This window comes from Arsukibacterium tuosuense (genome assembly GCF_900215315.1).
GTDB lineage: Bacteria > Pseudomonadota > Gammaproteobacteria > Enterobacterales > Alteromonadaceae > Alishewanella > Alishewanella tuosuense.
Genome location: NZ_OBEB01000012.1, coordinates 13,436 through 39,858 on the forward strand (window position 1 = coordinate 13,436; position 26,423 = coordinate 39,858).

Genomic DNA, 26,423 nt, shown 5'->3' on the forward strand with positions numbered 1-26,423 from the left:
CTCTTCTTACTCAGCGCCGCCAACGAAATCGATTTCGCTGCCTTCTTTAAGAGTAACGTAAGCTTTTTTCCAATCGCTACGCTTGCCCATCCGCGCACCAGTGCGCTTGGTCTTACCCTTAACATTAACAGTGCGAACACCCACTACTTCTGTTTCAAACAGTTTTTCTACGGCAGCTTTAATATCAGCTTTAGTAGAAGTAGTAGATACCTTGAAAACGATAGTGTTGTTGTTCTCTGCCGCATTAGTTGCTTTTTCAGAAACATGCGGAGCCAGAATCACTTTCAGTAAACGTTCTTCACGGATCATGCTAACAGCTCCTCAAGTTGTTTAACTGCAGCAGCAGTCATTAACACTTTGTCGAATGCGATTAAGCTGACCGGGTCGATACCGTGTACGTCACGTACGTCAACCTTGTACAGGTTACGTGCAGACAAGAACAGGTTCTCATCTACTTCGTTAGTCACAATTAATACGTCTTTCAGATCCATCGCCTTTAATTTGGCAGATAACTCTTTGGTTTTCGGGGTATCAACTGCAAAGTTTTCAACCACGATTAACCGTTCCTGACGCACTAATTCAGACAGAATGCTCATGATCGCACCGCGATACATTTTACGGTTTACTTTGTGGCTGTGATCTTGTGGCTTAGCCGCAAATGTCACACCGCCTCCGCGCCATATTGGGCTACGGATTGTACCAGCACGGGCACGGCCTGTACCCTTCTGGCGCCATGGCTTCTTGCCGCCACCGCGAACTTCTGAACGAGTTAACTGTGCACGGGTACCTTGACGGGCGCCAGCTGCATAAGCAACTACTACCTGGTGTACCAGAGCTTCGTTAAACTCACGTCCAAAGGTAGCTTCGGAAACTTCAAGAGCGCCTTGAGCGTCTCGTAATGCTAATTCCATCACTTATCTCCTCAGACGTTAGCTTTTAACAGCTGGTTTAACGATCACGTCACCGCCGATAGCACCAGGCACTGCGCCTTTTACTAACAGAATGTTACGCTCTGCGTCTACACGAACCACTTCAAGCGATTGCACGGTTACCCGTTCTGCGCCCATGTGACCAGCCATTTTTTTACCTTTGAATACTTTACCAGGTGATTGGTTTTGACCAATAGAACCTGGAGCACGGTGTGACAAAGAGTTACCGTGAGTAGCATCCTGGGTACGGAAATTCCAGCGCTTAACAGCACCAGCAAAACCTTTACCTTTTGATGTGCCAGACACATCAACTTTTTTCGTATCTGCGAAAATATCCACAGTAATCTCGCTGCCAACCTGAATGTCAGCGCCTTCGTTGTCTAGCAGGCGGAATTCCCACAGACCACGACCAGCATCAACACCCACTTTCGCAAAATGACCAGCTTCTGGTTTGTTCAGGCGGTTAGCCTTAACTGTGCCAGCAGTCACTTGCAGCGCGCTATAGCCTTCAACGTCTTGCGTTTTAACATCAGTAACGCGGTTTGGTGTCGCTTCGATTACGGTTACAGGGATCGATACGCCATCTTCAGTGAAGATGCGAGTCATGCCCACTTTACGACCGATTAGACCGATAGCCATTTCCTAAACCTCTCTAAAAACCTGTCTGATTAACCCAGGCTAATTTGAACGTCAACGCCAGCAGGCAGATCTAAACGCATCAGCGCATCAACCGTTTTCTCGGTTGGTTCAACGATGTCGATTAAACGCTTGTGGGTACGGATTTCGTACTGGTCACGCGCATCTTTATTGACGTGAGGAGAAATCAGAACAGTGAAACGTTCCTGACGGGTTGGCAGTGGAATTGGACCACGGACCTGGGCGCCAGTACGCTTAGCTGTGTCAACGATTTCCATAGTTGACTGATCGATCAAACGGTGATCGAACGCTTTCAGACGGATGCGTATCCTTTGACTACTCATGTATCAAAGCCTCAAAGAGCAAAAAGAGCAAAAATAAACATAAGCCATAACCCTTATTGGGTATGCTTATGCACCAAAGTACCAGTTGCTCCCCAATCGGGAGCATTGTCGAACAGTCAATTCAGCCTGAAGCAAGTTCAGTGCTGTTAACTGTTGCAGCCAGAATTAAATCGACTGGCCGCGCATTATACTTAAACTAACCGTAAACGCAAGTGTTGTTTATAATTTGCGCTGTCTTTTGCTACTCAGAGAATATCATTTAATTCAAAGCCAATACCAATCCGGGTAACAGATCGATCGTAATCAATCAGACTTTCGCCATAGCCGGTAAATAATTCAGCATAAAGCCGGATATGACGATTAAATGGCTGAGAATACGAAAACCGGACTGCTCCTTTATTATTACTGCGCAGATTATTGCGCACCATTAGTCGCCAGGTGGCATCATCCTGCTTATAAGCTGCTGATAACTCAAACCAGCCCATATATTTGGTAATATCCGGATTGTCATCGCCTTTCGGATCATCCACAGAGGTTTTTCTTTGCTCGTTAAACCTGTACCAGGGTTCAAAATTGATGAACACATTACCGATAGAGGTTACCCAGCTTAGTTTTAAGCGGTTCCAGCTACGCGAGAGCTCACCAGCACGTCCATTAGATTGGTGGGATAGGCTTAAACTAATAATCCGGCTGGCCGCTTCTTCGTAGTTGCGATAATGCGGCAACATCAGAATAAGCTCGGGCTCGTAATTAGTTTCCCGAAACGGCGACGACACTTCCGAGTTATAAGCCTGCCAGTAGGCTTGCTGAGTAAAAGCAAAGAACAGATAACCATTGTCTTTATAAATTTTCGTCAACAATGGGGTTTTCAGGCTTAACTGAAACTTGGCCTCAATGTTATCTGATGGCGCACTGACCCCATCCCGGCTTAAGGTACTGGCGATACCATCAACATAAGTCAATGGCATCAGATAGTTGGTTTTATGGGGTAGCAGGGTAAAAGGCTCATACTCATCCCATTGCTCTGCCTTTAATCTTTTATCCAGTGCATCAGCGGCAAATAACTGTATCGAGCTGCATAACAGCAGGCAAGCTAACAACAACTTCATAGAAATCCTTAAAATAAACTCTATTCAGTCTGCTGTTGCTTACCAACAATAGCGAGACTAACTAGTAATTTTCGTGCGCCAGATTATATAACATTACGGAATCGTTGTTTAATGTCGCATTTATTCCGGTTGCTCTGGGTAATATCCGGCTAAAGAACCAGTTTGCTGTATGTGTTTTAGCATCGATAAAACTACTGCTATGTTTACTGGTATCCAGCGCCATCAGATTTTTATACCACATGTAGCCATACAATATGTACGAGACTAGTGCCAGAAAGTCGCAGGCGGCACCAGCCAGTACAACATTTTCTTTCTGCAAAAGCTGGGTTGTGATCGCCCGCAAATCAGTTACCGCCTTCGTCAATGGAGCTGCTGAGACATGAGGCTTTTCGATAAGTTCGTCAGCAATATCATCCAATAAGCTAAATAGCACAGTGCCTTTATCTGCGGCAACTTTACGCAGCATAAAATCTGCGGCCTGAATACCATTGGTGCCCTCATAAATCTGGGCAATTCTCACATCACGAACCAGTTGCTCCATGCCCCACTCTTTGACATAACCATGGCCGCCAAACACCTGTTGGGCACTAACGCAGGCATCAAAACCCTGATCGGTCATAAAAGCTTTGGCGATGGGTGTCAGTAAGTTTGCGCGCTGGCCGGAAACCACACAGTTATCATATTTAGATTTATCCAGCAGCGCTGCCACCCAGGTAGCAAAGGTCCGGCCGGCTTCATTCATTGCTTTAATATTCAGCAGCATCCGTTGCACGTCAGGGTGGCCAATAATCGGCTCTGCTTTATTAGCATCAGACTCTGTGATCCTTCCCTGTAAGCGATCTTTAGCATAAGCAAGTGCATTCTGATAAGCCCGTTCGGCAGCGCCCAGGCCCTGGCTACCCATCGACAGTCGCTCATAGTTCATCATGGTAAACATACAACTTAAACCGCGGTGTGGTTCACCAATTAAAAAGCCTTTGGCGTCATCGAAATTCAGGACACAGGTTGCTGAACCATTTATGCCCATCTTATGCTCGATGGACCCGACACTGACGCCATTGCGCACGCCGGCCCCGCCATTCGCATCAAGCAAATACTTAGGAACCAGAAACAACGAGATACCACGGCTGCCAGCAGGGGCATCAGGTAGTTTGGCTAATACCAGATGGATAATATTGGAAGTCAGTTCATGCTCGCCGGCAGTAATAAAAATTTTTGAGCCATTTAACGCATAACTGCCATCAGCGTTTGGCTTGGCAGTAGTGCGCATAATGCCCAGATCAGAGCCGGCATGTGACTCGGTTAAACACATAGTGCCCGACCATTCGCCGCTGTAGAGCTTTGGTAAATAAGTTTGTTTGGTAGTGTCATCGGCATGCTGCAACAAAGCCACACAGGCACCAGCAGTTAAGCCAGGGTACAGTGAAAAGGCAATATCGCTGCTGCAAAGCATTTCATCGACCATCATCGATAAGGCTTTTGGCATGCCCATACCGCCATATTGCGGGTCACCACTTAAGCTGGTCCAGCCGCCCTCAACTAAGCTTTGATAGGCTGTATAATAATGAGTAGGCAGGCTTACCTTGCCATCAGTTAATTGTGCACCGCGCTGATCTGCATCTGCGGAATATGGCGCTATTTGTTGCTCACAGATTTTTGCCGCTTCCTCCAGGATTGCTTTTGCCGTATCGGCCTCTATTAAGTCCTGCAACTGACCATTAGTTTGCCAGTACTGGTCTAGCTGCCAGACATCAAACAAGTTAAAGGTCATATCGGTTATCGGGGCCTGATAGCTGCTCATTGCAAATTCCTCACTGGACGGATGAGTGAGTAATATGGCATAACGCTCCGGTTCAGACAAGGCATTCAAACGTGCGTTTGAATTTTATTTTGGTGACAAAAAAGGCTCCACAGGGGAGCCTTCTTTACATCACTGCTTATTAAAAATTAATTAAGCGATGATTTTAGATACTACACCAGCACCTACAGTACGGCCGCCTTCACGGATTGCGAAGCGTAAACCTTCGTCCATCGCGATTGGGCAAATCAGCTCAACAACAAACTTCAGGTTGTCGCCTGGCATTACCATTTCTACGCCTTCTGGCAATTCAACTGCGCCAGTTACGTCTGTAGTACGGAAGTAGAACTGTGGACGGTAGCCTTTGAAGAACGGAGTATGACGACCGCCTTCTTCTTTTGACAACACGTACACTTCGCCTTCGAACTTAGTGTGTGGCTTGATTGAACCTGGCTTAGCCAATACCTGACCACGCTCTACGTCTTCACGCTTAGTACCACGTAACAACGCACCGATGTTCTCGCCTGCACGACCTTCGTCTAACAGCTTACGGAACATTTCTACACCAGTACAGGTTGTCGCTACTGTGTCTTTGATACCAACGATTTCTACTGTCTCACCTACTTTGATGATACCTTGCTCTACACGGCCTGTTACTACAGTACCACGACCAGCAATTGAGAATACGTCTTCGATTGGCATGATGAATGGCTTATCAATCGCACGGACCGGCTCAGGGATATACGTATCTAACGCTTCGCCCAGCTCCAGAATTTTCTTTTCCCACTCTGCATCGCCTTCCAGGCCTTTCAGCGCTGAACCACGGATTACTGGTAAATCGTCACCCGGGAAGTCGTAGTCTGAAAGAAGCTCACGCACTTCCATTTCTACCAGCTCTAACAGCTCTTCGTCATCTACCATGTCACACTTGTTCATGAACACGATGATGTAAGGTACGCCTACCTGACGTGATAACAGGATGTGCTCACGTGTCTGTGGCATAGGACCGTCAGTCGCCGCAACAACCAGAATTGCGCCGTCCATCTGCGCCGCACCGGTGATCATGTTCTTAACATAGTCAGCGTGGCCCGGGCAGTCTACGTGTGCGTAGTGACGGGTTGGGGTATCGTACTCAACGTGTGAGGTGTTGATGGTGATACCACGGGCTTTTTCTTCCGGTGCTTTATCGATTTGATCGAAAGCAAATGCCTGACCGCCGTATGTCTTAGCTAATACGTTAGTGATAGCAGCTGTCAGAGTAGTTTTACCGTGGTCAACGTGACCGATAGTACCTACGTTTACGTGCGGTTTTACGCGTTCAAATTTAGCCTTAGCCATGTGTAGACCCTTCTATATTAAATTGTAGCCCGACTTACACCGGGCCATACTAATTGATTAGTTAGACTTACGTGCAGCGATAATCGCTTCAGTTACGTTGTTTGGTGCTTCCTGATAATTCAGAGGCTCCATTGAGTAAGAGGCGCGGCCCTGACTCAGTGAACGCATGTTGGTTGCATAACCAAACATTTCTGATAACGGAACATTTGCGTCAACGATTTTGATACCACCAGGGGCATCGTCCATACCGTGAATAATACCGCGACGACGATTTAAATCACCAACAATATCACCCATAAACTCTTCAGGCGTTACCACTTCAACTTTCATAATAGGCTCAAGTACTACTGGTTTCGCTTGCAGCGCACCTTTCTTAAAGCCCATTGAAGCAGCCACTTTAAATGCCATCTCGTTAGAGTCTACATCATGGTATGAACCATCAAAAACAGTCACTTTAACGTCGATAACCGGATAACCCGCCAATACGCCGTTTTTCATCTGTTCTTGTATACCTTTGTCGATGGCAGGAATGTATTCCTTCGGAATAACACCACCCACTACCGCGTTGACGAACTCGTAACCTGCACCTTCTTCCTGCGGTTCGATTTTCAGCCAACAGTGACCAAACTGACCTCGACCACCAGACTGACGCACAAACTTACCTTCGACTTCGGTAGCCTGACGCAGCGTTTCACGATATGACACCTGTGGTTTACCCACGTTGGCTTCAACCTTGAATTCACGACGCATCCGGTCAACGATAATGTCTAAGTGTAATTCGCCCATACCTGAAATAATGGTCTGGCCGGTTTCTTCGTCAGTATGCACCCGGAAAGAAGGATCTTCTGCCGCCAGTTTACCCAGCGCGACACCCATTTTTTCCTGATCAGCCTTGGTTTTTGGTTCAACGGCTACCGAGATAACCGGATCAGGAAACTCCATACGCTCCAGAATAATAACGTTATCCTGATCACATAAGGTGTCGCCCGTCGTGGTATCTTTTAAGCCGATTGCGGCGGCGATATCGCCGGCACGAACTTCTTTTATTTCTTCACGGGTATTGGCATGCATTTGCACCATCCGGCCAATACGCTCTTTCTTCTGTTTTACCGAGTTGTAAATAGCAGAACCTGTCTCTACTACACCAGAGTAAACCCTGAAAAAGGTCAGCGTACCAACGAACGGGTCAGTTGCGATTTTAAAAGCAAGGGCTGCAAAGGGTTCATCATCGCTTGAATGACGCTCACCTTCTGACTCATCTTCCAGAATACCTGTTATAGCCTTTACCTCTGTCGGCGAAGGCAGGTATTCAATAACCGCATCTAACATGGCTTGCACACCCTTATTTTTAAAGGCTGAGCCACATAATACCAATACCACTTCATTTCGTAATGTCAGTGCACGAAGGGCCGCTTTGATCTCTTGTTCAGAGAACTCGTCGCCTTCAAGGTAGCGCTCCATCAGCTCTTCACTGGCTTCAGCCGCAGCTTCAATCAGGTTCTGACGCCACTCTTTGCACAATGCCAACATGTCAGCGGGGATAGCTTCATAATTGAAGGTCATCCCCTGATCTTCCATGTTCCAGTTAATGGCTTTCATTTTGATAAGGTCAACCACACCGTTGAAGTCGTCTTCAGCGCCGATAGGCAACTGAATTGGCACAATGGTGCTATTCAGACGGGTCCGGGCCTGCTTAACTACCCGCAGGAAGTCAGCACCGGTCCGGTCCATCTTGTTGACGAAAATCATCCGAGGAACTTCGTACTTGTTTGCCTGACGCCATACAGTCTCAGTCTGAGGTTGCACCCCTGACGAACCACACAGCACCACCACAGCACCATCCAACACCCGTAGCGACCGCTCAACCTCAATAGTGAAGTCAACGTGGCCAGGGGTATCGATAATATTAATACGATGCTGGTCAAACTGTGCCTGCATACCAACCCAGAATGTCGTCGTAGCAGCAGAGGTAATAGTAATTCCCCGCTCCTGCTCTTGCTCCATCCAGTCCATGGTTGCTGCGCCATCATGTACTTCACCAATCTTATGAGAACGACCGGTGTAAAAAAGCACACGCTCAGTAGTCGTGGTTTTACCCGCGTCTACGTGGGCAACAATGCCAATGTTGCGGTAGCGTTCTATTGGGGTTGTACGTGCCACAATAGTGTCCTCTTCTTTAAACTCTGCTTACCAGCGGAAGTGAGCGAATGCTTTGTTCGCTTCGGCCATACGGTGCACGTCTTCACGCTTCTTAACCGCAGAACCTTTGTTTTCGATGGCATCCAGCATTTCACCAGCTAAACGCTGAGCCATTGATTTTTCACCACGTTTACGGGCAGCTTCTACCAACCAACGCATAGCCAGAGCATTCCGCCGTACCTGACGAACTTCACATGGTACCTGATAGGTTGAACCACCTACCCGACGTGATTTAACTTCGACAGTTGGACGAATGTTATCTAAAGCAACTTCGAAAAGATCAATATGCTCTTTCTTCGATTTGGTAGCTGCAATTTCTAGGGCGCCGTATACAATTGATTCGGCTGTGGATTTTTTTCCGTCGACCATAACGACATTGACAAACTTGGCAAGTAATTCACTTCCGAACTTAGGATCTGGAAGGATTTTACGTTGACCTATGACGCGTCTTCTTGGCATTCGTAACTCCGATTGCTTCAGGTGATTCCAAAACTTTTAATACATTGAAGAAAAAAAGTTGTTTAGTTTGGCCTTACTAACGGAGTACCGTTATTTCTTAGGCCGCTTCGCACCGTATTTAGAACGGGCTTGTTTACGATCTTTTACGCCTGCACAGTCTAATGTGCCACGTACGGTGTGGTAACGCACACCTGGAAGGTCTTTTACCCGGCCACCGCGAATAAGCACAACACTGTGCTCTTGCAGATTATGGCCTTCACCACCAATGTAAGAAGAAACTTCGAATCCGTTAGTTAAACGAACACGGCATACTTTACGTAATGCTGAGTTTGGCTTCTTAGGTGTAGTGGTGTATACACGGGTACAAACACCACGCTTCTGCGGGCAAGCTTCAAGCGCCGGAACGGTGCTCTTGGCTACCTTCTGGCTGCGCGGCTTACGCACTAGCTGGTTGATTGTTGCCATTAAATACTCCTGGTTAATAAATACCCAATAAACGTGAAAATTCCGCACCCCAAAATTAGGGTCGCGGAATTCTAATGGTCAAGCTTTGACCTGTCAAGTTACAATGCAGTTTGCTGGCTTTTTATCCACCGGCAAACTGCCTGCTCCTTTCTTACTCGTCGTTGCCCGACAAATTCATATTAAGTGCATCGGTCAGAGCTTGTTCAGCAGACTCTGCACTCATTGACGGTTCAACAACGTCGGTATTGCCACCACGCTGACGCAGACGGGCACGGTTTTGATGATACGCAAAACCAGTACCTGCCGGGATCAAGCGGCCCACAATAACGTTTTCTTTCAAACCACGCAGTTCGTCAAACTTGCCACCAACGGCAGCTTCAGTCAGAACGCGGGTTGTTTCCTGGAACGACGCTGCCGAGATAAACGAATCGGTCGACAGTGACGCTTTAGTAATACCTAGTAATGAACGCTCATACTGCGCTGGCATTTTTCCGGCCGCTTCAAGATCGCGGTTTGCGATATTAACGCGGGCCACTTCTGCCATTTCACCTTCCAGGAACTCACTGTCACCCGGACTGGTGATTAAACACTTACGCAACATCTGACGAATAATCGTTTCAATGTGCTTATCGTTAATTTTTACGCCTTGTAAGCGGTAAACGTCCTGAACTTCATTCACGATATAGCTGGCGACATGGTGAATACCACGTAACCGCAGAATATCGTGCGCTGACTCAGGGCCTTCCGAGATAACTTCGCCTTTTTCAATGCGCTCACCTTCGAACACATTAACCTGACGCCATTTCGGGATCATCTCTTCATGAGCATCACCCTGTTCCGGGGTAATCACCAGACGACGTTTGCCTTTGGTTTCTTTACCGAAGCTGATAACACCAGAGATTTCGGCCAGGATGGCTGGATCTTTTGGTTTACGTGCTTCAAATAAATCGGCAACCCGTGGCAGACCACCAGTAATATCGCGGGTCTTTGAACTTTCCTGTGGAATCCGTGCTAACACGCCACCGGTCAGTACAGTTTCGCCGTCCGCTACTTCGATAGTGGTGAAGCTTGGCAGACGAATCTCCTGCAGGCCACCATCATCGGTCGCCAGGATAAGTTTCGGCTCTTTCGCGTTAGCTTTGGCCAAATCTTTTACTACTGTCCGGGTTAAACCGGTCAGTTCATCCTGTTGTACTTCGGTGTTGGTATCATCAACATCGCTGAAGCTAACCTTAGCACCACGCTCAACGATAATTGGGTGTGAATGCGGGTCCCAGTTCGCAACGATTTGACCAGAGGCCACTTTGGCATTGTCATCGGTAGCCATTATAGAACCGTATGGCAGCTTATAGCGCTCTTTCTCACGACCCAACTCGTCGAATACTGTTACTTCAGCAGAGCGAGAGGTAATAACAATTTTGTTATCAGCGTTACGTACAAACTTAGCGTTATGCAGTTTTAAGGTGCCGGCGTTTTTCACCTGAACACTGTTTTCTGCTGACGCCCGTGATGCTGCACCACCGATGTGGAAAGTACGCATCGTTAACTGGGTACCTGGCTCACCGATTGACTGGGCAGCAATAACACCCACTGCTTCACCTGCGTTGATCAGGTGGCCACGTGCTAAGTCACGACCATAACATTTGGCACAAACACCAAAGTCAGTCTGACAGGTAATTACTGAGCGAACATGCACTTCATCAATTGAATTTTGTTCAATTGAATCACAAAGTTGTTCGTCCAGCATGGTGCCGTCAGCAACCAATACTTCACCGGTGGTTGGCGATACAACATCACCGATAACAACCCGGCCCAGTACCCGCTCACGCAGGCCTTCAACCACGTCACCACCTTCGATCAATGGCTTCATAATGATGCCCTGATCTGAACCACAATCGCTTTCCGTTACCACTAAATCCTGAGCAACATCAACCAGACGACGGGTCAGGTAACCTGAGTTCGCTGTTTTCAGTGCAGTATCAGCCAGACCCTTACGGGCACCGTGGGTAGAGATAAAGTACTGTAATACGCTTAAGCCTTCCCGGAAGTTAGCGGTAATCGGCGTTTCGATGATAGAGCCATCTGGCTTAGCCATCAGACCACGCATCGCCGACAGTTGCCGGATTTGCGCTGGTGAACCCCGGGCGCCTGAGTCAGCCATCATATAAACTGAGTTAAATGATTGCTGTTCGACGGTATTGCCATCACGGTCAACTACTGACTCTTTTGACAGGTTGTCCATCATAGCTTTTGACAAGGTTTCGTTAGCTGTTGACCAGATATCGATAACTTTGTTGTATTTTTCACCGGCGGTGACCAGACCTTGCTGGAACTGGTCCTGAATTTCAGCAACTTCAGTCTCTGCTGCGTCGATAATCTCGGTTTTTGCAGCCGGGATCACCATGTCGTCAATACCTACAGATACACCAGATAACATCGCATAGTGGAAACCGGTATACATGATTTGGTCAGCAAGAATAACGGTTTTCTTCAGGCCGATACGACGATAAGCGCCGTTTAATAAGCGAGAAATCTGCTTCTTACCCATTGGCTGGTTGATTGAATCAAACGCCAGGCCTTCAGGCAGAATAGAGAATAAAATAGCACGGCCAACGGTAGTATCGCGTACGGCTACTGTTTCAGTGCGGCTACCATCTTCAGCAATTTCTACTTCAGTGATCCGTACTTTAACTTTGGCATGCAGGCTGGCACAGTCAGCACGGAAGGCTTTTTCAGCTTCTTTCGCACTTTTAAACATCATGCCTTCGCCTTTGACGTTTATCGCCTCACGCGTCATGTAGTACAAGCCCAATACAACGTCCTGTGAAGGTACGATGATAGGCTCACCGTTCGCAGGTGATAACACGTTGTTGGTCGACATCATCAACGCACGGGCTTCTAACTGCGCTTCAATGGTTAACGGTACGTGTACCGCCATTTGGTCACCATCGAAATCGGCATTATACGCGGCACATACTAACGGGTGCAGCTGGATCGCTTTACCTTCAATCAGTACCGGTTCAAATGCCTGAATACCCAAACGGTGCAGAGTTGGTGCCCGGTTCAACAGTACCGGGTGTTCGCGGATAACTTCATCCAAAACGTCCCATACTGCGCCTTCTTCACGCTCTACCATCTTTTTAGCCGCTTTAATCGTCGTGGCTAAACCGCGGGCTTCTAACTTACCGTAAATAAAAGGCTTAAATAATTCTAAGGCCATTTTCTTCGGTAAACCGCACTGATGCAGACGTAAGGTAGGACCAACGGTGATAACCGAACGGCCTGAGTAATCAACCCGCTTACCTAGTAAGTTCTGACGGAAACGACCCTGCTTACCTTTGATCATATCGGCCAGAGATTTCAGTGGGCGTTTGTTTGAGCCAGTAATAGCCCGACCGCGACGGCCGTTATCTAATAAGGCATCAACCGCTTCCTGCAACATCCGCTTTTCGTTACGGACAATAATATCAGGCGCAGACAAGTCTAACAGCCGCTTTAAGCGGTTGTTACGGTTGATCACACGACGGTATAAGTCGTTCAAATCTGAGGTGGCAAAACGGCCACCGTCCAGTGGTACCAGAGGACGTAAATCCGGTGGCAATACTGGCAACACGGTCATAATCATCCACTCGGGCTTGTTGCCTGAGGTGAAGAAAGATTCCATCAGTTTTAAACGCTTGCTGATCTTTTTACGCTTGGTTTCAGAGTTGATGGTAGGCAGCTCTTCGCGCATTTGCTTAATTTCAACTGCTAAGTCGATACCACGCAGGATGTCCAGCACGGCTTCAGCACCCATCTTGGCTTCGAATTCATCGCCATGCTCTTCCAGTACGTCCAGATATTCTTCTTCAGTTAACATCTGGCGACGCTCTAACGAGGTCATGCCTGGCTCTGTTACCACATAGCTTTCGAAATACAGCACGCGCTCGATATCACGCAGGGTCATATCAAGTAATAAACCAATCCGGCTTGGCAGCGATTTTAAGAACCAGATATGCGCTACCGGGCTGGCCAGCTCAATGTGGCCCATCCGCTCACGACGTACCTTGGTTAAGGTAACTTCAACGCCACACTTTTCACAAATAACACCGCGGTGCTTTAAGCGCTTGTACTTACCGCACAAACACTCGTAATCTTTTACCGGGCCAAAAATCCGGGCACAGAATAAACCGTCACGCTCTGGTTTAAAGGTACGGTAGTTGATCGTTTCTGGCTTTTTCACTTCACCAAATGACCATGAACGGATCATATCCGGTGAGGATAAACCGATACGAATAACATCAAACTCTTCAGTTTTAGTTTGTTGTTTAAGAAACTTTAATAAGTCTTTCACCTTTGCTCTCCTGTAAGAGGTAAACCGGAATGGGGCAGCACACTACCCCGCCAACTAACTGTCGGTTTATTCCTCTTCCAATTCGATATTGATACCGAGCGAACGGATTTCTTTCATCAGTACGTTGAAAGATTCTGGCATACCAGGCTCCATTCTGTGGTCGCCGTCAACGATGTTTTTATACATCTTGGTACGACCGTTGACGTCATCAGACTTAACAGTAAGCATTTCCTGCAGGGTATAAGCTGCACCATAAGCTTCTAACGCCCACACTTCCATCTCACCGAAACGCTGACCACCGAACTGTGCCTTACCACCCAGCGGCTGCTGAGTAACCAGACTGTAAGAACCGGTAGAACGCGCGTGCATCTTGTCGTCAACTAAGTGGTTCAGTTTCAGCATGTACATGTAGCCAACCGTAACCTTCCGCTCAAAGGTATTACCGGTACGACCATCATATAAGGTGATCTGACCGCTGGTCGGTAAATCGCCAAGTGTTAATAACTCTTTGATTTCTGATTCTTTAGCACCATCAAACACCGGTGTTGCCACTGGCAGGCCCTTGCGCAGGTTCTGCGCCAGGCGACGCACTTCATCATCAGTGAAGCTGGCAACATCAACGTTCTGGCGTGATTCACCTAAGGCATATACTTTAACCAGGAAGTCGCGGATTTCTGCGATCTCTTTCTGGTCTTTAATCATGCCGTCGATTTTGTCACCAATACCACGCGCCGCTAAGCCCAGGTGAGTTTCAAGAATCTGACCAATGTTCATCCGTGACGGAACACCTAACGGGTTCAGTACGATATCAACCGGCTGACCTTTTTCGTCGTATGGCATGTCTTCAACCGGCACGATAGTTGAGATAACACCTTTGTTACCGTGACGACCCGCCATTTTATCACCTGGCTGGATCCGGCGTTTAACAGCCAGATACACTTTAACAATTTTCAGAACACCAGGGGCTAAATCATCACCCTGGGTAATTTTACGGCGTTTTAATTCAAACTTCTTATCGTACTCAACCCGAATTTCTTCGTATTGGGCCGCTAACTGCTCTAAATCGTTTTGCTTGTCTTCATCGCTCAGGCTCTGATTAAACAACGCATCGCCTTTTAACGTATCCAGCTTGGCACGGTCTAAACCGCTTTGCTCCAGCAGGTTACGGGCCCGATCACTAATACCGGCTTCCAGGATCCGGAATTCTTCATTCAGGTCTTTCTTAGCCTGTTTGACTTCCATTTCCTCGATTTCGCGGGCGCGCTTATCTTTCTCAACGCCATCACGGGTAAATACCTGTACATCAATAACAGTACCGGTTACTGAGTTTGGTACCCGCAAAGAGGTGTCTTTTACATCAGAGGCTTTTTCACCAAAGATAGCTCGTAACAACTTCTCTTCCGGCGTTAACTGGCTTTCACCTTTAGGTGTCACCTTACCTACCAGAATGTCACCACCTTTAACTTCAGCACCGATATACACGATACCGGCTTCGTCCAGCTTGGAAAGCGCAGACTCACCGACGTTCGGGATATCACCGGTAATTTCTTCAGGACCAAGCTTGGTATCACGAGCGATACAGCTTAATTCCTGAATATGAATAGTGGTTAAACGATCTTCCTGTACCAGACGCTCAGATAACAAAATCGAATCTTCGAAGTTGTAACCATTCCACGGCATAAATGCCACGCGCAGGTTCTGGCCCAACGCCAGTTCACCTAAATCGGTAGACGGGCCATCAGCTAATACATCACCACGTTCGATTGGCTCGCCATGGTTAACGCAAGGACGCTGGTTAATACAGGTGTTCTGGTTAGAACGGGTGTATTTGGTCAGGTTGTAGATATCGATACCAGCTTCACCGGCGATCATTTCTTCTTCGTGCACCTTAATAACAATACGGCTGGCGTCGACATAATCAACGGTACCACCACGTTTCGCTACTACGGTTACGCCTGAATCTTTCGCTACCACGCGCTCAATACCAGTACCTACCAGCGGCTTATCAGCGCGTAAAGTAGGAACTGCCTGACGTTGCATGTTCGAACCCATCAGGGCCCGGTTAGCATCATCGTGTTCCAGGAACGGGATTAGCGCCGCCGCAACCGATACGATTTGCTGTGGTGCAACGTCCATATACTGGACTTCTGATGACGGCATCAGGGTAAATTCGTTTTTGTAACGGCAAGGCACTAACTCTTCTGACAACCGATTTTCAGCAGTAAGTTCAGCGTTCGCCTGGGCGATAACAAAGTTACCTTCTTCAATCGCTGACAGGAAATCAACTTCGTCAGTTACAATACCGTTTTCAATCCGGCGGTACGGGGTTTCCAGGAAACCATATTCGTTAGTCTGAGCAAACATTGACAACGAGTTAATCAGACCGATATTCGGACCTTCCGGCGTTTCAATCGGGCATACCCGGCCATAGTGAGTCGGGTGTACGTCACGTACTTCAAAGCCTGCACGTTCACGAGTCAGACCGCCCGGGCCTAACGCCGAAATACGACGCTTGTGCGTCACTTCTGACAGCGGGTTATTCTGATCCATAAACTGTGACAGCTGGCTGGAACCGAAGAACTCTTTAACGGCAGCTGAAATAGGCTTAGCGTTAATCAGATCCTGTGGCATAACGGCATCTAAGTCGCCCAGTGACAGACGTTCTTTAACAGCGCGTTCTACCCGGACTAAACCGACCCGGAATTGGTTCTCGGCCATTTCACCAACAGAACGAATCCGACGGTTACCTAAGTGGTCGATATCATCAACTTCACCGTTACCGTTACGAATGTCGATTAACACCTTCATTACTGCCAGGATGTCTTCTTTGCTCAGGACACCTGCGCCAATGTTTTCTTCAAAGCCAACCCGACGATTAAACTTCATCCGGCCAACGGTCGACAGGTCATACCGATCTTCTGAGAAGAATAAATTTTCAAACAGAGTTTCAGCGGCTTCACGCGTTGGTGGTTCACCCGGACGCATCATCCGGTAGATCTCTACCAGCGCTTCAATCCGGTTATTACTTGGGTCAATCCGAATAGTTTCTGAAACGTAAGAACCCTGATCCAAATCGTTGATGTACAGTGTCTCAAAACTTTCGTAACCGGCTTTTGTCAGCTTGGCTAACATATCCAGAGTTAATTCAGCATTGGCTTCTGCAACAATTTCACCACTGCTGGTGTCAACGTAGTTTTTAGCCAGTACCCGGCCAACTACATATTCATGTGGCACTTCCATCATGGTCAGACCGGTTTTTTCCAGCTGACGCACATGACGGGCAGTGATCCGACGGCCTTGCTCGACAATCACTTCGCCATCGTTATCTTTAATATCAAAACCGGCTGTTTCACCGCGTAAACGGTTGGCAACCACTTCCATCAACAACTTGCCTTCTTTCACTTCAAACTTGGTGTTCTCAAAGAAGGTAGCCAGAATTTCTTCTGTGCTGAACTCCAGCGCCCGCAATAAAATAGTTGCCGGTAATTTACGGCGGCGGTCGATCCGGACAAACAGATTATCTTTGGCATCAAATTCAAAGTCTAACCATGAACCACGGTAAGGAATAACGCGGGCGTTATATAATACTTTGCCAGAAGAGTGCGTTTTACCACGGTCGTGGTCAAAGAAGACACCTGGGCTGCGATGCAGCTGAGAAACGATAACCCGCTCAGTACCATTAATTACAAAGGTACCATTTTCAGTCATTAGCGGGATTTCACCCATGTAAACTTCTTGTTCACGGATATCTTTAATCGTGCCTGGTGCTTCTTTATCAAATAACACCATCCGCAGCTTCACACGCAATGGCGCAGAATAGGTAACGCCACGGATTTGACATTCTTTTACATCAAAAACAGGTTCCCCAATGCGGTAGCTGACATACTGCAATTCCGCGCTGCCTGAATAGCTTTTGATTGGAAATACAGAGCGGAACGCGGCTTCTAAACCGTATTCACCTTCCGGATCTGGCTCGATAAATTTGCTGAAAGACTCAATTTGAATCGATAGCAGGTATGGCACATCCAGTACTTCCGGACGTTTGCCGAAGTCCTTACGGATACGTTTCTTCTCAGAATAAGAGTAAGTCATGGGGTTCCTCAGCTTGCTGATTTTTTTCCCAACTACCGAATTACCGGTAATTTATTGCTACCAGACATGGTAACAGCAGGGGTGGGGAAATCATTGTCCCACAGCGCAAAAAGGCCGGTGATTAATTCATCACCAGCCCAGCCCGAATTTCAGGCAGTTAACCCGGTTTTGACCGGATTATTTAACTTCAACAGATGCACCAGCTTCTTCAAGATCTTTCTTAAGAGCAGCTGCTTCATCTTTAGAAACGCCTTCCTTGATGGCAGCTGGAGCTGACTCAACCAGGTCTTTCGCTTCTTTCAGGCCTAAGCCGGTAGCACCACGTACTGCTTTGATAACAGATACTTTGTTAGGGCCAACAGCAGCCAGAACTACGTTGAATTCTGTTTGTTCTTCAGCGGCAGCAGCCGGGCCAGCAGCAACAGCTACAGCGGCAGAGGCAGATACACCGAACTTTTCTTCCATTGCAGATACTAATTCAACTACATCCATTACAGACATTGCTGCGATAGCATCTAAGATTTGATCTTTAGTCACTGACATTGCTCAGATTCCTAAATTAGGGGACGGATCCCGAATTAAATTCCACTCATCAAACAACACGCAAAATTACGCGGCTTGATCCTGTTTTTGGTCGCGAACCGCGGCAATTGTACGTACAAGTTTGCCGGCTGCTGCTTCTTTCATAGTGCTCATTAAGCGTGCAATAGCTTCGTCGTATGTTGGTAACGATGCTAAAACATCAATGCTTACTGTTTCGCCATTAAAAGCGGCACTTTTCAACTCGAACTGTTTGTTATCTTTAGCGAAATCTTTAAAGATCCGCGCTGCAGCACCTGGGTGCTCTTTAGAGAACGCAATCAGTGTCGGGCCTACGAATGCATCTTTCAGACACTCGAACTCGGTGCCATCTACTGCACGGCGAACTAAGGTGTTACGGACCACTTTCATCCAAACACCCGCATCACGAGCTTGCTTACGCAAGGCAGTGATGTTGCCAACAGTGACACCACGAGCATCTGCGACTACCGCAGATAAAGCACCTTTGGCAGCTTCCTGGACTTCAGCAACAATTGCTTTTTTGTCATCAAGCTTTATAGCCATTGGCTCTTAACTCCTGGTTCATCCGGATAAGATAATCCGGTTGCCTACACATCGCCTCTGGTTACCCGAAGGCGCGCGATTTACGGTGAGACCAGATTGAATTTAATTCGTTCTGGGGCCTGCACCGTCTGCGTAGGTTGTTATTTTAAGCAATGCGGCTTGCGCTTTATTGCACCTACGGTCTTGGACGGAAGCGCTGATTTGCGGTTTTAACGCGCTAAATCAACACTTCTACCCGAATTTTTTGAGGGCGGGATTATAGAACAATACCGCCCTGCTGTAAAGCTAAGCCTTAAACCACTGCACTCAGAGAAGCTTGGTTTAAAGTCATGCCGGCACCGTGAGTAGATGAAATGGTCACTTTCTTAATGAAAATACCTTTCGCTACTGAAGGCTTGGCACGCTTTAATGCAACTAATAAGGCTTCTAAGTTTTCTTTTAACTTGTCAGCATCAAAGTCGATTTTACCGATAGTGGAATGGATAATACCATTCTTATCATTACGGTAACGAACCTGACCCGCTTTAGCATTCTTAACAGCATCAGCTACGTTAGGCGTAACAGTACCTGTTTTAGGGTTAGGCATTAAGCCACGTGGGCCTAAAATCTGACCTAGCATACCAACAACACGCATGGCATCCGGAGAAGCGATAACAACGTCAAAGTTCATTACGCCTTTCTTAACCTGTTCGGCTAAGTCTTCCATACCAACGATGTCAGCACCGGCAGCTTTAGCCGCTTCAGCATTTGCACCCTGGGTAAATACAGCAACACGTACAGTGCGGCCAGTACCGTGTGGCAGTACTGTTGCACCACGCACGTTCTGGTCTGACTTACGAGCATCGATGCCCAGGTTTACTGCAACGTCAACGCTCTCAACGAACTTGCCGGCAGTTAATTCTTTTAACAAAGCAACAGCTTCGTTGATGTCGTATTCGCGAGTTACATCTACTTTAGAGCGGATTAACTTAGCGCGTTTTGTTAATTTAGCCATCGATTAGCCCTCCACCACTAAGCCCATTGAACGAGCAGTACCTTCAATGGTACGCACCGCAGCAGCATGATCTGCAGCTGTTAAATCAGGTTGTTTGATCTTAACGATCTCATCAATCTGCGCAGCTGTAACCTTGCCAACTTTCTGGGTATTCGGACGACCAGAACCGCTTTTCAGTGCCGCTGCTTTTAACAGCAGGAACGACGCTGGCGGGGTACGGGTTTCGAATGTGAAAGAACGATCGCTGTAGACAGTAATAACTACTGGGATCGGCATACCTTTATCAAGGCTTTCAGTACGGGCGTTAAAGCCTTTACAGAATTCCATGATATTTACGCCGTGCTGACCCAATGCCGGACCAACTGGCGGCGAAGGGTTTGCCATACCTGCTTTTACCTGCAGCTTAATAAGTGCTGTGACTTTCTTTGCCATGTTTCACCTCTGTTATAGGGTCGTAGCCTTGTAAATGCGAGGACACTTACTCAAACGGCTCCCCTGACGATAAAAAGGGCGCAGATTATATTTTAATCAGCGCCCCGTTACAACCAATAAATCAGGCTTTCTCAACCTGACCAAATTCCAGTTCCACCGGGGTGGCCCGGCCGAAAATTAATACGGAGACTTTTACGCGGCTTTTTTCGTAATCGACTTCTTCAACTACGCCATTAAAGTCTGCAAATGGACCTTCAGTAACCCGCACTACTTCACCCGCTTCAAACAAGGTTTTTGGCTTCGGCTTATCTGCATTATCCTGCAGACGATTGAGGATGGTCATGGCTTCTTTCTCAGAAATAGGCGCAGGACGATCTGAGGTACCACCAATAAAACCGAGGACCCGCGGCACACTCTTTACCAAGTGCCACGCTTCTTCACACATTTCCATTTGTACCAATACATAACCAGGGAAGAACTTGCGCTCAGACTTACGCTTCTGGCCAGCACGCATTTCAATAACTTCTTCGGTAGGTACTAATACTTCACCGAACTTTTCTTCCATCTCGTTAAGTTTGATATATTCACGCAGCGATGTGGCAACCCGTTGCTCAAATCCTGAAAACGCTTGTACGACATACCAACGCATTTTTGCAGCCATGCTTTAGATCCCCAATCCGGTAAAGAAAGAAACAACCCGTAATAAAATAGCATCCAGGCCCCATAATAATAAGCCCATAATAATAGTGGCTATTATTACTACCAGCGTAGTTTGCATTGTTTCCTGGCGGGTAGGCCAAACAACCTTACGGATTTCAGAACGAGACTCTTTAGCGAAATTAATAAAAGTACGGCCTTTATGGGTTTGACCAGCAACTACGCCAGCAATAATCACCAGCACAACAATTGCTATAGCACGTTCTAATGCACCTAGTTCGAAAATATAGTTACCCACAACTGCTAATGACAGAATGACAAAAACTAATAACCATTTAACCAGATCAAGCCCGTTTTTTGGATTTTCGCTCGCAACGCTCATGCTCTAACTCACTTCAATTTGGCGTGTATCATGCCAGTCGTTATAAACTATCAGGCATAGCCACTATCAGCTTCTACCTTAAATTTGGCAGGGGCAGAGGGATTCGAACCCCCAACCATCGGTTTTGGAGACCGCTGTTCTACCAATTGGAACTATGCCCCTTCAATCTTTTAAATGGCTGTTTGTTACCCAGCCATTAAATAGCCGCTCATTATACTGTCTCAGCTAACTAAAACAAGCGTACTGTGCCTGTCGTGTTAAGTTTTGGGCTATTTTAATTGCCCGAAATAAAAAAAGGCTCCACAGGGGAGCCTTCTTTACATCACTGCTTATTAAAAATTAATTAAGCGATGATTTTAGATACTACACCAGCACCTACAGTACGGCCGCCTTCACGGATTGCGAAGCGTAAACCTTCGTCCATCGCGATTGGGCAAATCAGCTCAACAACAAACTTCAGGTTGTCGCCTGGCATTACCATTTCTACGCCTTCTGGCAATTCAACTGCGCCAGTTACGTCTGTAGTACGGAAGTAGAACTGTGGACGGTAGCCTTTGAAGAACGGAGTATGACGACCGCCTTCTTCTTTTGACAACACGTACACTTCGCCTTCGAACTTAGTGTGTGGCTTGATTGAACCTGGCTTAGCCAATACCTGACCACGCTCTACGTCTTCACGCTTAGTACCACGTAACAACGCACCGATGTTCTCGCCTGCACGACCTTCGTCTAACAGCTTACGGAACATTTCTACACCAGTACAGGTTGTCGCTACTGTGTCTTTGATACCAACGATTTCTACTGTCTCACCTACTTTGATGATACCTTGCTCTACACGGCCTGTTACTACAGTACCACGACCAGCAATTGAGAATACGTCTTCGATTGGCATGATGAATGGCTTATCAATCGCACGGACCGGCTCAGGGATATACGTATCTAACGCTTCGCCCAGCTCCAGAATTTTCTTTTCCCACTCTGCATCGCCTTCCAGGCCTTTCAGCGCTGAACCACGGATTACTGGTAAATCGTCACCCGGGAAGTCGTAGTCTGAAAGAAGCTCACGCACTTCCATTTCTACCAGCTCTAACAGCTCTTCGTCATCTACCATGTCACACTTGTTCATGAACACGATGATGTAAGGTACGCCTACCTGACGTGATAACAGGATGTGCTCACGTGTCTGTGGCATAGGACCGTCAGTCGCCGCAACAACCAGAATTGCGCCGTCCATCTGCGCCGCACCGGTGATCATGTTCTTAACATAGTCAGCGTGGCCCGGGCAGTCTACGTGTGCGTAGTGACGGGTTGGGGTATCGTACTCAACGTGTGAGGTGTTGATGGTGATACCACGGGCTTTTTCTTCCGGTGCTTTATCGATTTGATCGAAAGCAAATGCCTGACCGCCGTATGTCTTAGCTAATACGTTAGTGATAGCAGCTGTCAGAGTAGTTTTACCGTGGTCAACGTGGCCGATAGTACCTACGTTTACGTGCGGTTTTACGCGTTCAAATTTAGCCTTAGCCATAAGTAACCCTTATTAAACAAAACGGCGGTTTTAAAAAATGAGTTGTATAAAAACGAGAGGCGAACAAGATGGTGCTGATACCCAGAATCGAACTGGGGACCTCATCCTTACCAAGGATGCGCTCTACCGCCTGAGCTATATCAGCATGTAACATGTTTTGGAGCGGGCAGCGGGAATCGAACCCGCATCATCAGCTTGGAAGGCTGAGGTAATAGCCATTATACGATGCCCGCGGCCTACTCGTAGCTATTTGACTGACTGAATGGTGGAGGGGGAAGGATTCGAACCTTCGAAGGCAGTGCCGGCAGATTTACAGTCTGATCCCTTTGGCCACTCGGGAACCCCTCCACTAATGGTGCCGCTTATCCGAGTCGAACGGATGACCTACTGATTACAAGTCAGTTGCTCTACCAACTGAGCTAAAGCGGCACTACGTCAGTGGGTGCGAATTCTAGTAGAATGCCGGAAGCGGCGCAACAGAAAAAACCAAAAAAGACTGTTTTTCTTGTCTGACCGCTCAATTCCTGCGCAAATTGAGGGTTAATGGTCAATATATCGGGCAAGACCCTGAAAAATCAATAAAGGTTCGGTTGTGACAGTTAAATCTGCCAACTGAGGTTTCAGATAAAGCGCATCGCCACCGGTCAGAACTAAGCGCTCAGCTTTATTTAACAACCATCCTTGTTGTATTGCGCCGATAACCGCAGCCAGACAGCCATTTTGCAGACATGAGATAGTCTCTCTGCCGGGGATCACTCTGGCATCGAGTAGTTCTTTGTTAAATACTTTCGCCGTTTGCTGAACAACACTTTGCTGCTGTAAACGCAGTCCAGGCATAATCCAGCCTCCCTGATGAGCGCCTCGTTCATCAAGCCAGTCAATAGTCAGTGCAGTGCCAGCATCAACGATCATAACTGATTGCCCGGTAAAAAGCTTATGGGCACCCAACATTGCCAACCAACGATCTACTCCCAACAGGTGCGGCTCTGTATAGCAATTAGCGACACCAAACGCTTGTCCTTCTGACACTACCTGGCGCCAGGGCAGATGATCCAGCTCCAATCTAACTTTTAACGCATTAAGGCGGGTGTCATTGGCAACACAGGCAAAATAGACTGCGATAAGCGGTAAAGTCTTTAAATTTTCCGCATTCAGTTGCGGTAAAGCGCTTATGCTATCGGCGTTAAACAAAGCGGCTTTTTCCCGGGTATTACCAATATCGAGTAATAGATACATCTAGCCCCCTGCTCGCAGAGTTAGTTCACCACCATAATATACTTCAGTAGATTTTTCGGTTTCAATAATGATCCCCCCCTGCTTATCCACACCCCGGCAAATCCCACTTATTGGTAATTTTGCCATCAGTGATACCTTACGATTCGCATATAAGTCAAACTGATTAAACTCCGGGACAAAAGACGTAAAACCAGTTGCGCTGAACTCCCGCAGCACACTAACAACCTGATGCTGTAGTGCAACCACTAAGCTATTGCGTTCAACGTGTTGCGCTGACTCAGTTCGAAGATCAGTATAGGGTTGATCAATGTGCTGCGCACTTTGTTCTGGCATTCCAATGTTTAAGCCGATACCGATGACCACATCACAAGCGGCATCAACCTGGCCAGATAGTTCGACCAGTATGCCGGCAATTTTTTTTTCATTGACGTAAATGTCATTTGGCCACTTTACCTTAGCCGGTAGCTGATAGTGCTGTTGCAGTAGCCGGCAAACAGCCAGGCCAATAGCCAAACTCAGCCCCATTGCCGCTGGCACGCCAAGCTCAAGCCGCCAATAACATGAAAAATACAGATTGGTGCCAAATGGCGAGTACCATGGCCGGCCACGCCGGCCACGCCCGGCTGACTGCGCTTCGGCTACAATAACACTTCCTGGTTCAAGATTTTGTCCGGCTTGCAGCCGACTTAACAACTGACTATTAGTAGAGTCAGTAATGTGTTGCACCAGGATTTGTGCGCAATCCGCCGTCTGGAGTTTTTTGATCTTGTTCGCGTCCAATAACTGAATTAAAGATGCCAGTTTATAACCACGACCTTTCACACTGAAAATCTCCAGGCCATGCTGCTTTAACTCATTCAGATAATTAGCCACTGCAGTGCGGCTAATACCAAGCTGCTCTGCCAGCCACTGCCCTGAATAAAAACTACCATCGGCAAGATACTGTAACAACTGACGCTGGCATACCAGGCTGGTTTTAGACATATTGCTGGCCATCACTATTTAATAGCCTGACTTCCGGCTCTAAAGTTATTCGGTAAATCTGCTTGACCTTGCTTTGGATCTGGCTTATCAGTGTTAGCAAATCGGATGCACTGCCGTTACCGTAGTTGACCAACACTAAAGGTTGCTTCTCGTAGCAGCCAATATCGTTATTCCGGTATCCTTTAAAACCCTGCTGATCTATCAGCCAGGCGGCCGGAACTTTTACCTGATTACTATTCTGTTTAAAACCTGGGATGGTCGGGTACAGCTGATGCAATCGCTGATACTCAGCGCTGCTGATCACCGGATTTTTGAAAAAACTGCCACAGTTAGCTAATTGCCGGTAATCGGGTAATTTATTACTGCGGGTGGCAATAACCTGCTGGTAAATGTCACTGACAGCGCTGGTTGCCGGCAATTTGTCCAGCCCCTGATAACTAAGCACAGGCCGGGCGATCGTCGTTAAATTTAAGCCGACAGCAACAATAATACCTTTACCGGCTAACTGATGCTTAAACACACTGTCCCTGTAACCAAAATTGCATTCACTTGTCGTCAATCGCTGTAATCTTTTCGTTTGCCAATGAAAGTATTCCACATAAGCGCAAACATCAGCGAGTTCTACGCCGTAGGCCCCGATATTCTGTACCGGCGCAGCGCCAACAGAACCGGGAATCAATGCCAGATTTTCAATGCCCCACAATTGCTGTTGCACCGCCAAGGTGACCAGTTGATGCCAGTTATGGCCAGCTTCGACATGCAGTAAACAGCTGTTATCGTCCAGCCAGTTTTCAGTGGTGTTAGCGCCGGTATAACGCACTATTGGCCTGGTTTGCGCTTCAAGGAAAATAGTATTGCTACCTTCACCTAATACCAGCGGAGTTGATGAAGCAGTATCTATCTGTTCCAAATCAGCCAAACAGCTAACTTCGATAACAGTAGCCAGGCGGGTTTTCAAACGGAAAGTGGAATAAAGCTCTGCTGGCTGATCGTGGAGGATATGCATAGTAAGGCCACTGAAAATATAAGGCGTTATTGTAAAACTGATAAATAGCTAAAGCAAATCCCCGAATCCCCCTTAATCCCCCTTTTACAAAGGGGGAGCTTCAACAACACTCAAGGGTAGCATGGCGACAAAACTGCCGGGAGCAGTTTTGGACTGCCGCAGGCAGGCCCGAAGGGCGAAACACAGGGAGGTGTTTCGCAATGCCACAAGCAAAGCGCTGTGGCCGGCGTGCGTGAGCAGTACACCCGCGCAGCGGATAAAGCAAAAAGCCCACTCGACTGAGTGGGCTTTTTGGCTTTATTAGGAGCCTGGCGGTGTACTACTCTCGCATGGCGAATGCCACACTACCATCGTCGCAGCTGCGTTTCACTTCTGAGTTCGGAATGGGATCAGGTGGG

Annotated in this window: 22 protein-coding genes, 5 tRNA genes and 1 rRNA gene; all 28 read right to left on the reverse strand. The window is 47.4% G+C overall.

Annotated elements, in window-relative coordinates:
- Positions 1-6: 6 nt before the first annotated feature.
- On the reverse strand, positions 7-309 hold the full coding sequence (gene rplW, locus CRO03_RS18175) for a 50S ribosomal protein L23 (RefSeq protein WP_019677718.1): 303 nt from the start codon (positions 307-309) through the stop codon (positions 7-9).
- Entirely contained in the window at positions 306-911 is a 606-nt protein-coding gene (gene rplD / locus CRO03_RS18180; protein WP_097113083.1) for a 50S ribosomal protein L4, read from the reverse strand. The genes rplW and rplD overlap by 4 nt, the downstream gene beginning before the upstream one ends.
- 18 nt (positions 912-929) lie before the next feature.
- The gene (rplC, locus tag CRO03_RS18185; RefSeq protein ID WP_097113084.1) at positions 930-1,568 is read right to left on the reverse strand and encodes a 50S ribosomal protein L3; all 639 of its coding nucleotides are present in this window, start codon (positions 1,566-1,568) and stop codon (positions 930-932) included.
- A 29-nt stretch (positions 1,569-1,597) separates the two neighbouring features.
- Positions 1,598-1,909, reverse strand: a complete 312-nt coding sequence (rpsJ, locus tag CRO03_RS18190; RefSeq protein ID WP_019677715.1) for a 30S ribosomal protein S10 — start codon at positions 1,907-1,909, stop codon at positions 1,598-1,600.
- A gap of 245 nt (positions 1,910-2,154) precedes the next feature.
- Complete coding sequence (locus tag CRO03_RS18195) at positions 2,155-3,018, reverse strand: phospholipase A (protein ID WP_097113085.1); 864 nt, start codon at positions 3,016-3,018, stop codon at positions 2,155-2,157.
- A gap of 61 nt (positions 3,019-3,079) precedes the next feature.
- A complete protein-coding gene (locus tag CRO03_RS18200; protein WP_097113086.1) occupies positions 3,080-4,819 on the reverse strand; it encodes an acyl-CoA dehydrogenase in 1,740 nt (579 codons plus the stop codon).
- A 150-nt stretch (positions 4,820-4,969) separates the two neighbouring features.
- Positions 4,970-6,154 (reverse strand): elongation factor Tu, encoded by a 1,185-nt coding sequence (tuf, locus tag CRO03_RS18205; protein WP_097113087.1) that lies wholly within the window; start codon positions 6,152-6,154, stop codon positions 4,970-4,972.
- Positions 6,155-6,211: 57 nt separating this feature from the next.
- On the reverse strand, positions 6,212-8,314 hold the full coding sequence (fusA, locus tag CRO03_RS18210) for an elongation factor G (protein ID WP_097113088.1): 2,103 nt from the start codon (positions 8,312-8,314) through the stop codon (positions 6,212-6,214).
- Positions 8,315-8,341: 27 nt separating this feature from the next.
- Entirely contained in the window at positions 8,342-8,812 is a 471-nt protein-coding gene (rpsG, locus tag CRO03_RS18215; protein ID WP_019677788.1) for a 30S ribosomal protein S7, read from the reverse strand.
- 90 nt (positions 8,813-8,902) lie between these two features.
- Positions 8,903-9,277, reverse strand: a complete 375-nt coding sequence (gene rpsL / locus CRO03_RS18220) for a 30S ribosomal protein S12 (protein WP_019677787.1) — start codon at positions 9,275-9,277, stop codon at positions 8,903-8,905.
- Positions 9,278-9,428: 151 nt separating this feature from the next.
- A complete protein-coding gene (rpoC, locus tag CRO03_RS18225; protein WP_097113089.1) occupies positions 9,429-13,610 on the reverse strand; it encodes a DNA-directed RNA polymerase subunit beta' in 4,182 nt (1,393 codons plus the stop codon).
- 66 nt (positions 13,611-13,676) lie between these two features.
- Positions 13,677-17,702: a DNA-directed RNA polymerase subunit beta gene (gene rpoB, locus CRO03_RS18230; RefSeq protein WP_097113090.1), complete on the reverse strand. Its 4,026-nt coding sequence runs from the start codon at positions 17,700-17,702 to the stop codon at positions 13,677-13,679.
- 177 nt (positions 17,703-17,879) lie between these two features.
- Positions 17,880-18,245 carry a 50S ribosomal protein L7/L12 gene (gene rplL, locus CRO03_RS18235; protein ID WP_097113091.1) on the reverse strand — a complete coding sequence of 122 codons (366 nt, stop codon included), beginning with the start codon at positions 18,243-18,245 and terminating at the stop codon, positions 17,880-17,882.
- A gap of 66 nt (positions 18,246-18,311) precedes the next feature.
- Entirely contained in the window at positions 18,312-18,806 is a 495-nt protein-coding gene (gene rplJ, locus CRO03_RS18240) for a 50S ribosomal protein L10 (protein ID WP_097113092.1), read from the reverse strand.
- Between the two features lie 292 nt (positions 18,807-19,098).
- Positions 19,099-19,800, reverse strand: a complete 702-nt coding sequence (rplA, locus tag CRO03_RS18245; RefSeq protein ID WP_097113093.1) for a 50S ribosomal protein L1 — start codon at positions 19,798-19,800, stop codon at positions 19,099-19,101.
- A gap of 3 nt (positions 19,801-19,803) precedes the next feature.
- Complete coding sequence (rplK, locus tag CRO03_RS18250; protein WP_019677781.1) at positions 19,804-20,232, reverse strand: 50S ribosomal protein L11; 429 nt, start codon at positions 20,230-20,232, stop codon at positions 19,804-19,806.
- Positions 20,233-20,353: 121 nt separating this feature from the next.
- Complete coding sequence (gene nusG, locus CRO03_RS18255) at positions 20,354-20,881, reverse strand: transcription termination/antitermination protein NusG (RefSeq protein WP_097113097.1); 528 nt, start codon at positions 20,879-20,881, stop codon at positions 20,354-20,356.
- 15 nt (positions 20,882-20,896) lie between these two features.
- Positions 20,897-21,271 (reverse strand): preprotein translocase subunit SecE, encoded by a 375-nt coding sequence (gene secE / locus CRO03_RS18260; protein ID WP_097113094.1) that lies wholly within the window; start codon positions 21,269-21,271, stop codon positions 20,897-20,899.
- 85 nt (positions 21,272-21,356) lie between these two features.
- Positions 21,357-21,433, reverse strand: a tRNA-Trp gene (locus CRO03_RS18265).
- 181 nt (positions 21,434-21,614) lie between these two features.
- Positions 21,615-22,799 (reverse strand): elongation factor Tu, encoded by a 1,185-nt coding sequence (gene tuf, locus CRO03_RS18270; RefSeq protein ID WP_097113087.1) that lies wholly within the window; start codon positions 22,797-22,799, stop codon positions 21,615-21,617.
- Between the two features lie 69 nt (positions 22,800-22,868).
- A tRNA-Thr gene (locus tag CRO03_RS18275) sits at positions 22,869-22,944 on the reverse strand.
- A 13-nt stretch (positions 22,945-22,957) separates the two neighbouring features.
- Positions 22,958-23,032: transfer RNA gene (locus CRO03_RS18280), tRNA-Gly, on the reverse strand.
- Positions 23,033-23,062: 30 nt separating this feature from the next.
- A tRNA-Tyr gene (locus tag CRO03_RS18285) sits at positions 23,063-23,147 on the reverse strand.
- Between the two features lie 5 nt (positions 23,148-23,152).
- Positions 23,153-23,228 (reverse strand) — tRNA-Thr (locus CRO03_RS18290).
- 111 nt (positions 23,229-23,339) lie between these two features.
- A complete protein-coding gene (locus tag CRO03_RS18295) occupies positions 23,340-24,035 on the reverse strand; it encodes a type III pantothenate kinase (RefSeq protein ID WP_097113095.1) in 696 nt (231 codons plus the stop codon).
- Entirely contained in the window at positions 24,036-25,019 is a 984-nt protein-coding gene (gene birA, locus CRO03_RS18300) for a bifunctional biotin--[acetyl-CoA-carboxylase] ligase/biotin operon repressor BirA (protein ID WP_097113098.1), read from the reverse strand.
- Entirely contained in the window at positions 25,012-26,025 is a 1,014-nt protein-coding gene (gene murB, locus CRO03_RS18305; protein WP_097113096.1) for a UDP-N-acetylmuramate dehydrogenase, read from the reverse strand. Before murB ends, birA begins: the two co-directional genes overlap by 8 nt.
- A 306-nt stretch (positions 26,026-26,331) precedes the next feature.
- A 5S ribosomal RNA gene (gene rrf / locus CRO03_RS18310) occupies positions 26,332-26,423 on the reverse strand; the annotation flags it as partial.

Bases quoted from the DNA above. Each gene is read 5' to 3' on its own strand.
- rplW (WP_019677718.1), bottom strand. From the start codon at position 309: ATGATCCGTGAAGAACGTTTACTGAAAGTGATTCTGGCTCCGCATGTT.
- rplD (WP_097113083.1), bottom strand. From the start codon at position 911: ATGGAATTAGCATTACGAGACGCTCAAGGCGCTCTTGAAGTTTCCGAA.
- rplC (WP_097113084.1), bottom strand. From the start codon at position 1,568: ATGGCTATCGGTCTAATCGGTCGTAAAGTGGGCATGACTCGCATCTTC.
- rpsJ (WP_019677715.1), bottom strand. From the start codon at position 1,909: ATGAGTAGTCAAAGGATACGCATCCGTCTGAAAGCGTTCGATCACCGT.
- CRO03_RS18195 (WP_097113085.1), bottom strand. From the start codon at position 3,018: ATGAAGTTGTTGTTAGCTTGCCTGCTGTTATGCAGCTCGATACAGTTA.
- CRO03_RS18200 (WP_097113086.1), bottom strand. From the start codon at position 4,819: ATGAGCAGCTATCAGGCCCCGATAACCGATATGACCTTTAACTTGTTT.
- tuf (WP_097113087.1), bottom strand. From the start codon at position 6,154: ATGGCTAAGGCTAAATTTGAACGCGTAAAACCGCACGTAAACGTAGGT.
- rpsG (WP_019677788.1), bottom strand. From the start codon at position 8,812: ATGCCAAGAAGACGCGTCATAGGTCAACGTAAAATCCTTCCAGATCCT.
- rpsL (WP_019677787.1), bottom strand. From the start codon at position 9,277: ATGGCAACAATCAACCAGCTAGTGCGTAAGCCGCGCAGCCAGAAGGTA.
- rpoB (WP_097113090.1), bottom strand. From the start codon at position 17,702: ATGACTTACTCTTATTCTGAGAAGAAACGTATCCGTAAGGACTTCGGC.
- rplL (WP_097113091.1), bottom strand. From the start codon at position 18,245: ATGTCAGTGACTAAAGATCAAATCTTAGATGCTATCGCAGCAATGTCT.
- rplJ (WP_097113092.1), bottom strand. From the start codon at position 18,806: ATGGCTATAAAGCTTGATGACAAAAAAGCAATTGTTGCTGAAGTCCAG.
- rplA (WP_097113093.1), bottom strand. From the start codon at position 19,800: ATGGCTAAATTAACAAAACGCGCTAAGTTAATCCGCTCTAAAGTAGAT.
- rplK (WP_019677781.1), bottom strand. From the start codon at position 20,232: ATGGCAAAGAAAGTCACAGCACTTATTAAGCTGCAGGTAAAAGCAGGT.
- nusG (WP_097113097.1), bottom strand. From the start codon at position 20,881: ATGCGTTGGTATGTCGTACAAGCGTTTTCAGGATTTGAGCAACGGGTT.
- secE (WP_097113094.1), bottom strand. From the start codon at position 21,271: ATGAGCGTTGCGAGCGAAAATCCAAAAAACGGGCTTGATCTGGTTAAA.
- tuf (WP_097113087.1), bottom strand. From the start codon at position 22,799: ATGGCTAAGGCTAAATTTGAACGCGTAAAACCGCACGTAAACGTAGGT.
- CRO03_RS18295 (WP_097113095.1), bottom strand. From the start codon at position 24,035: ATGTATCTATTACTCGATATTGGTAATACCCGGGAAAAAGCCGCTTTG.
- birA (WP_097113098.1), bottom strand. From the start codon at position 25,019: ATGTCTAAAACCAGCCTGGTATGCCAGCGTCAGTTGTTACAGTATCTT.
- murB (WP_097113096.1), bottom strand. From the start codon at position 26,025: ATGCATATCCTCCACGATCAGCCAGCAGAGCTTTATTCCACTTTCCGT.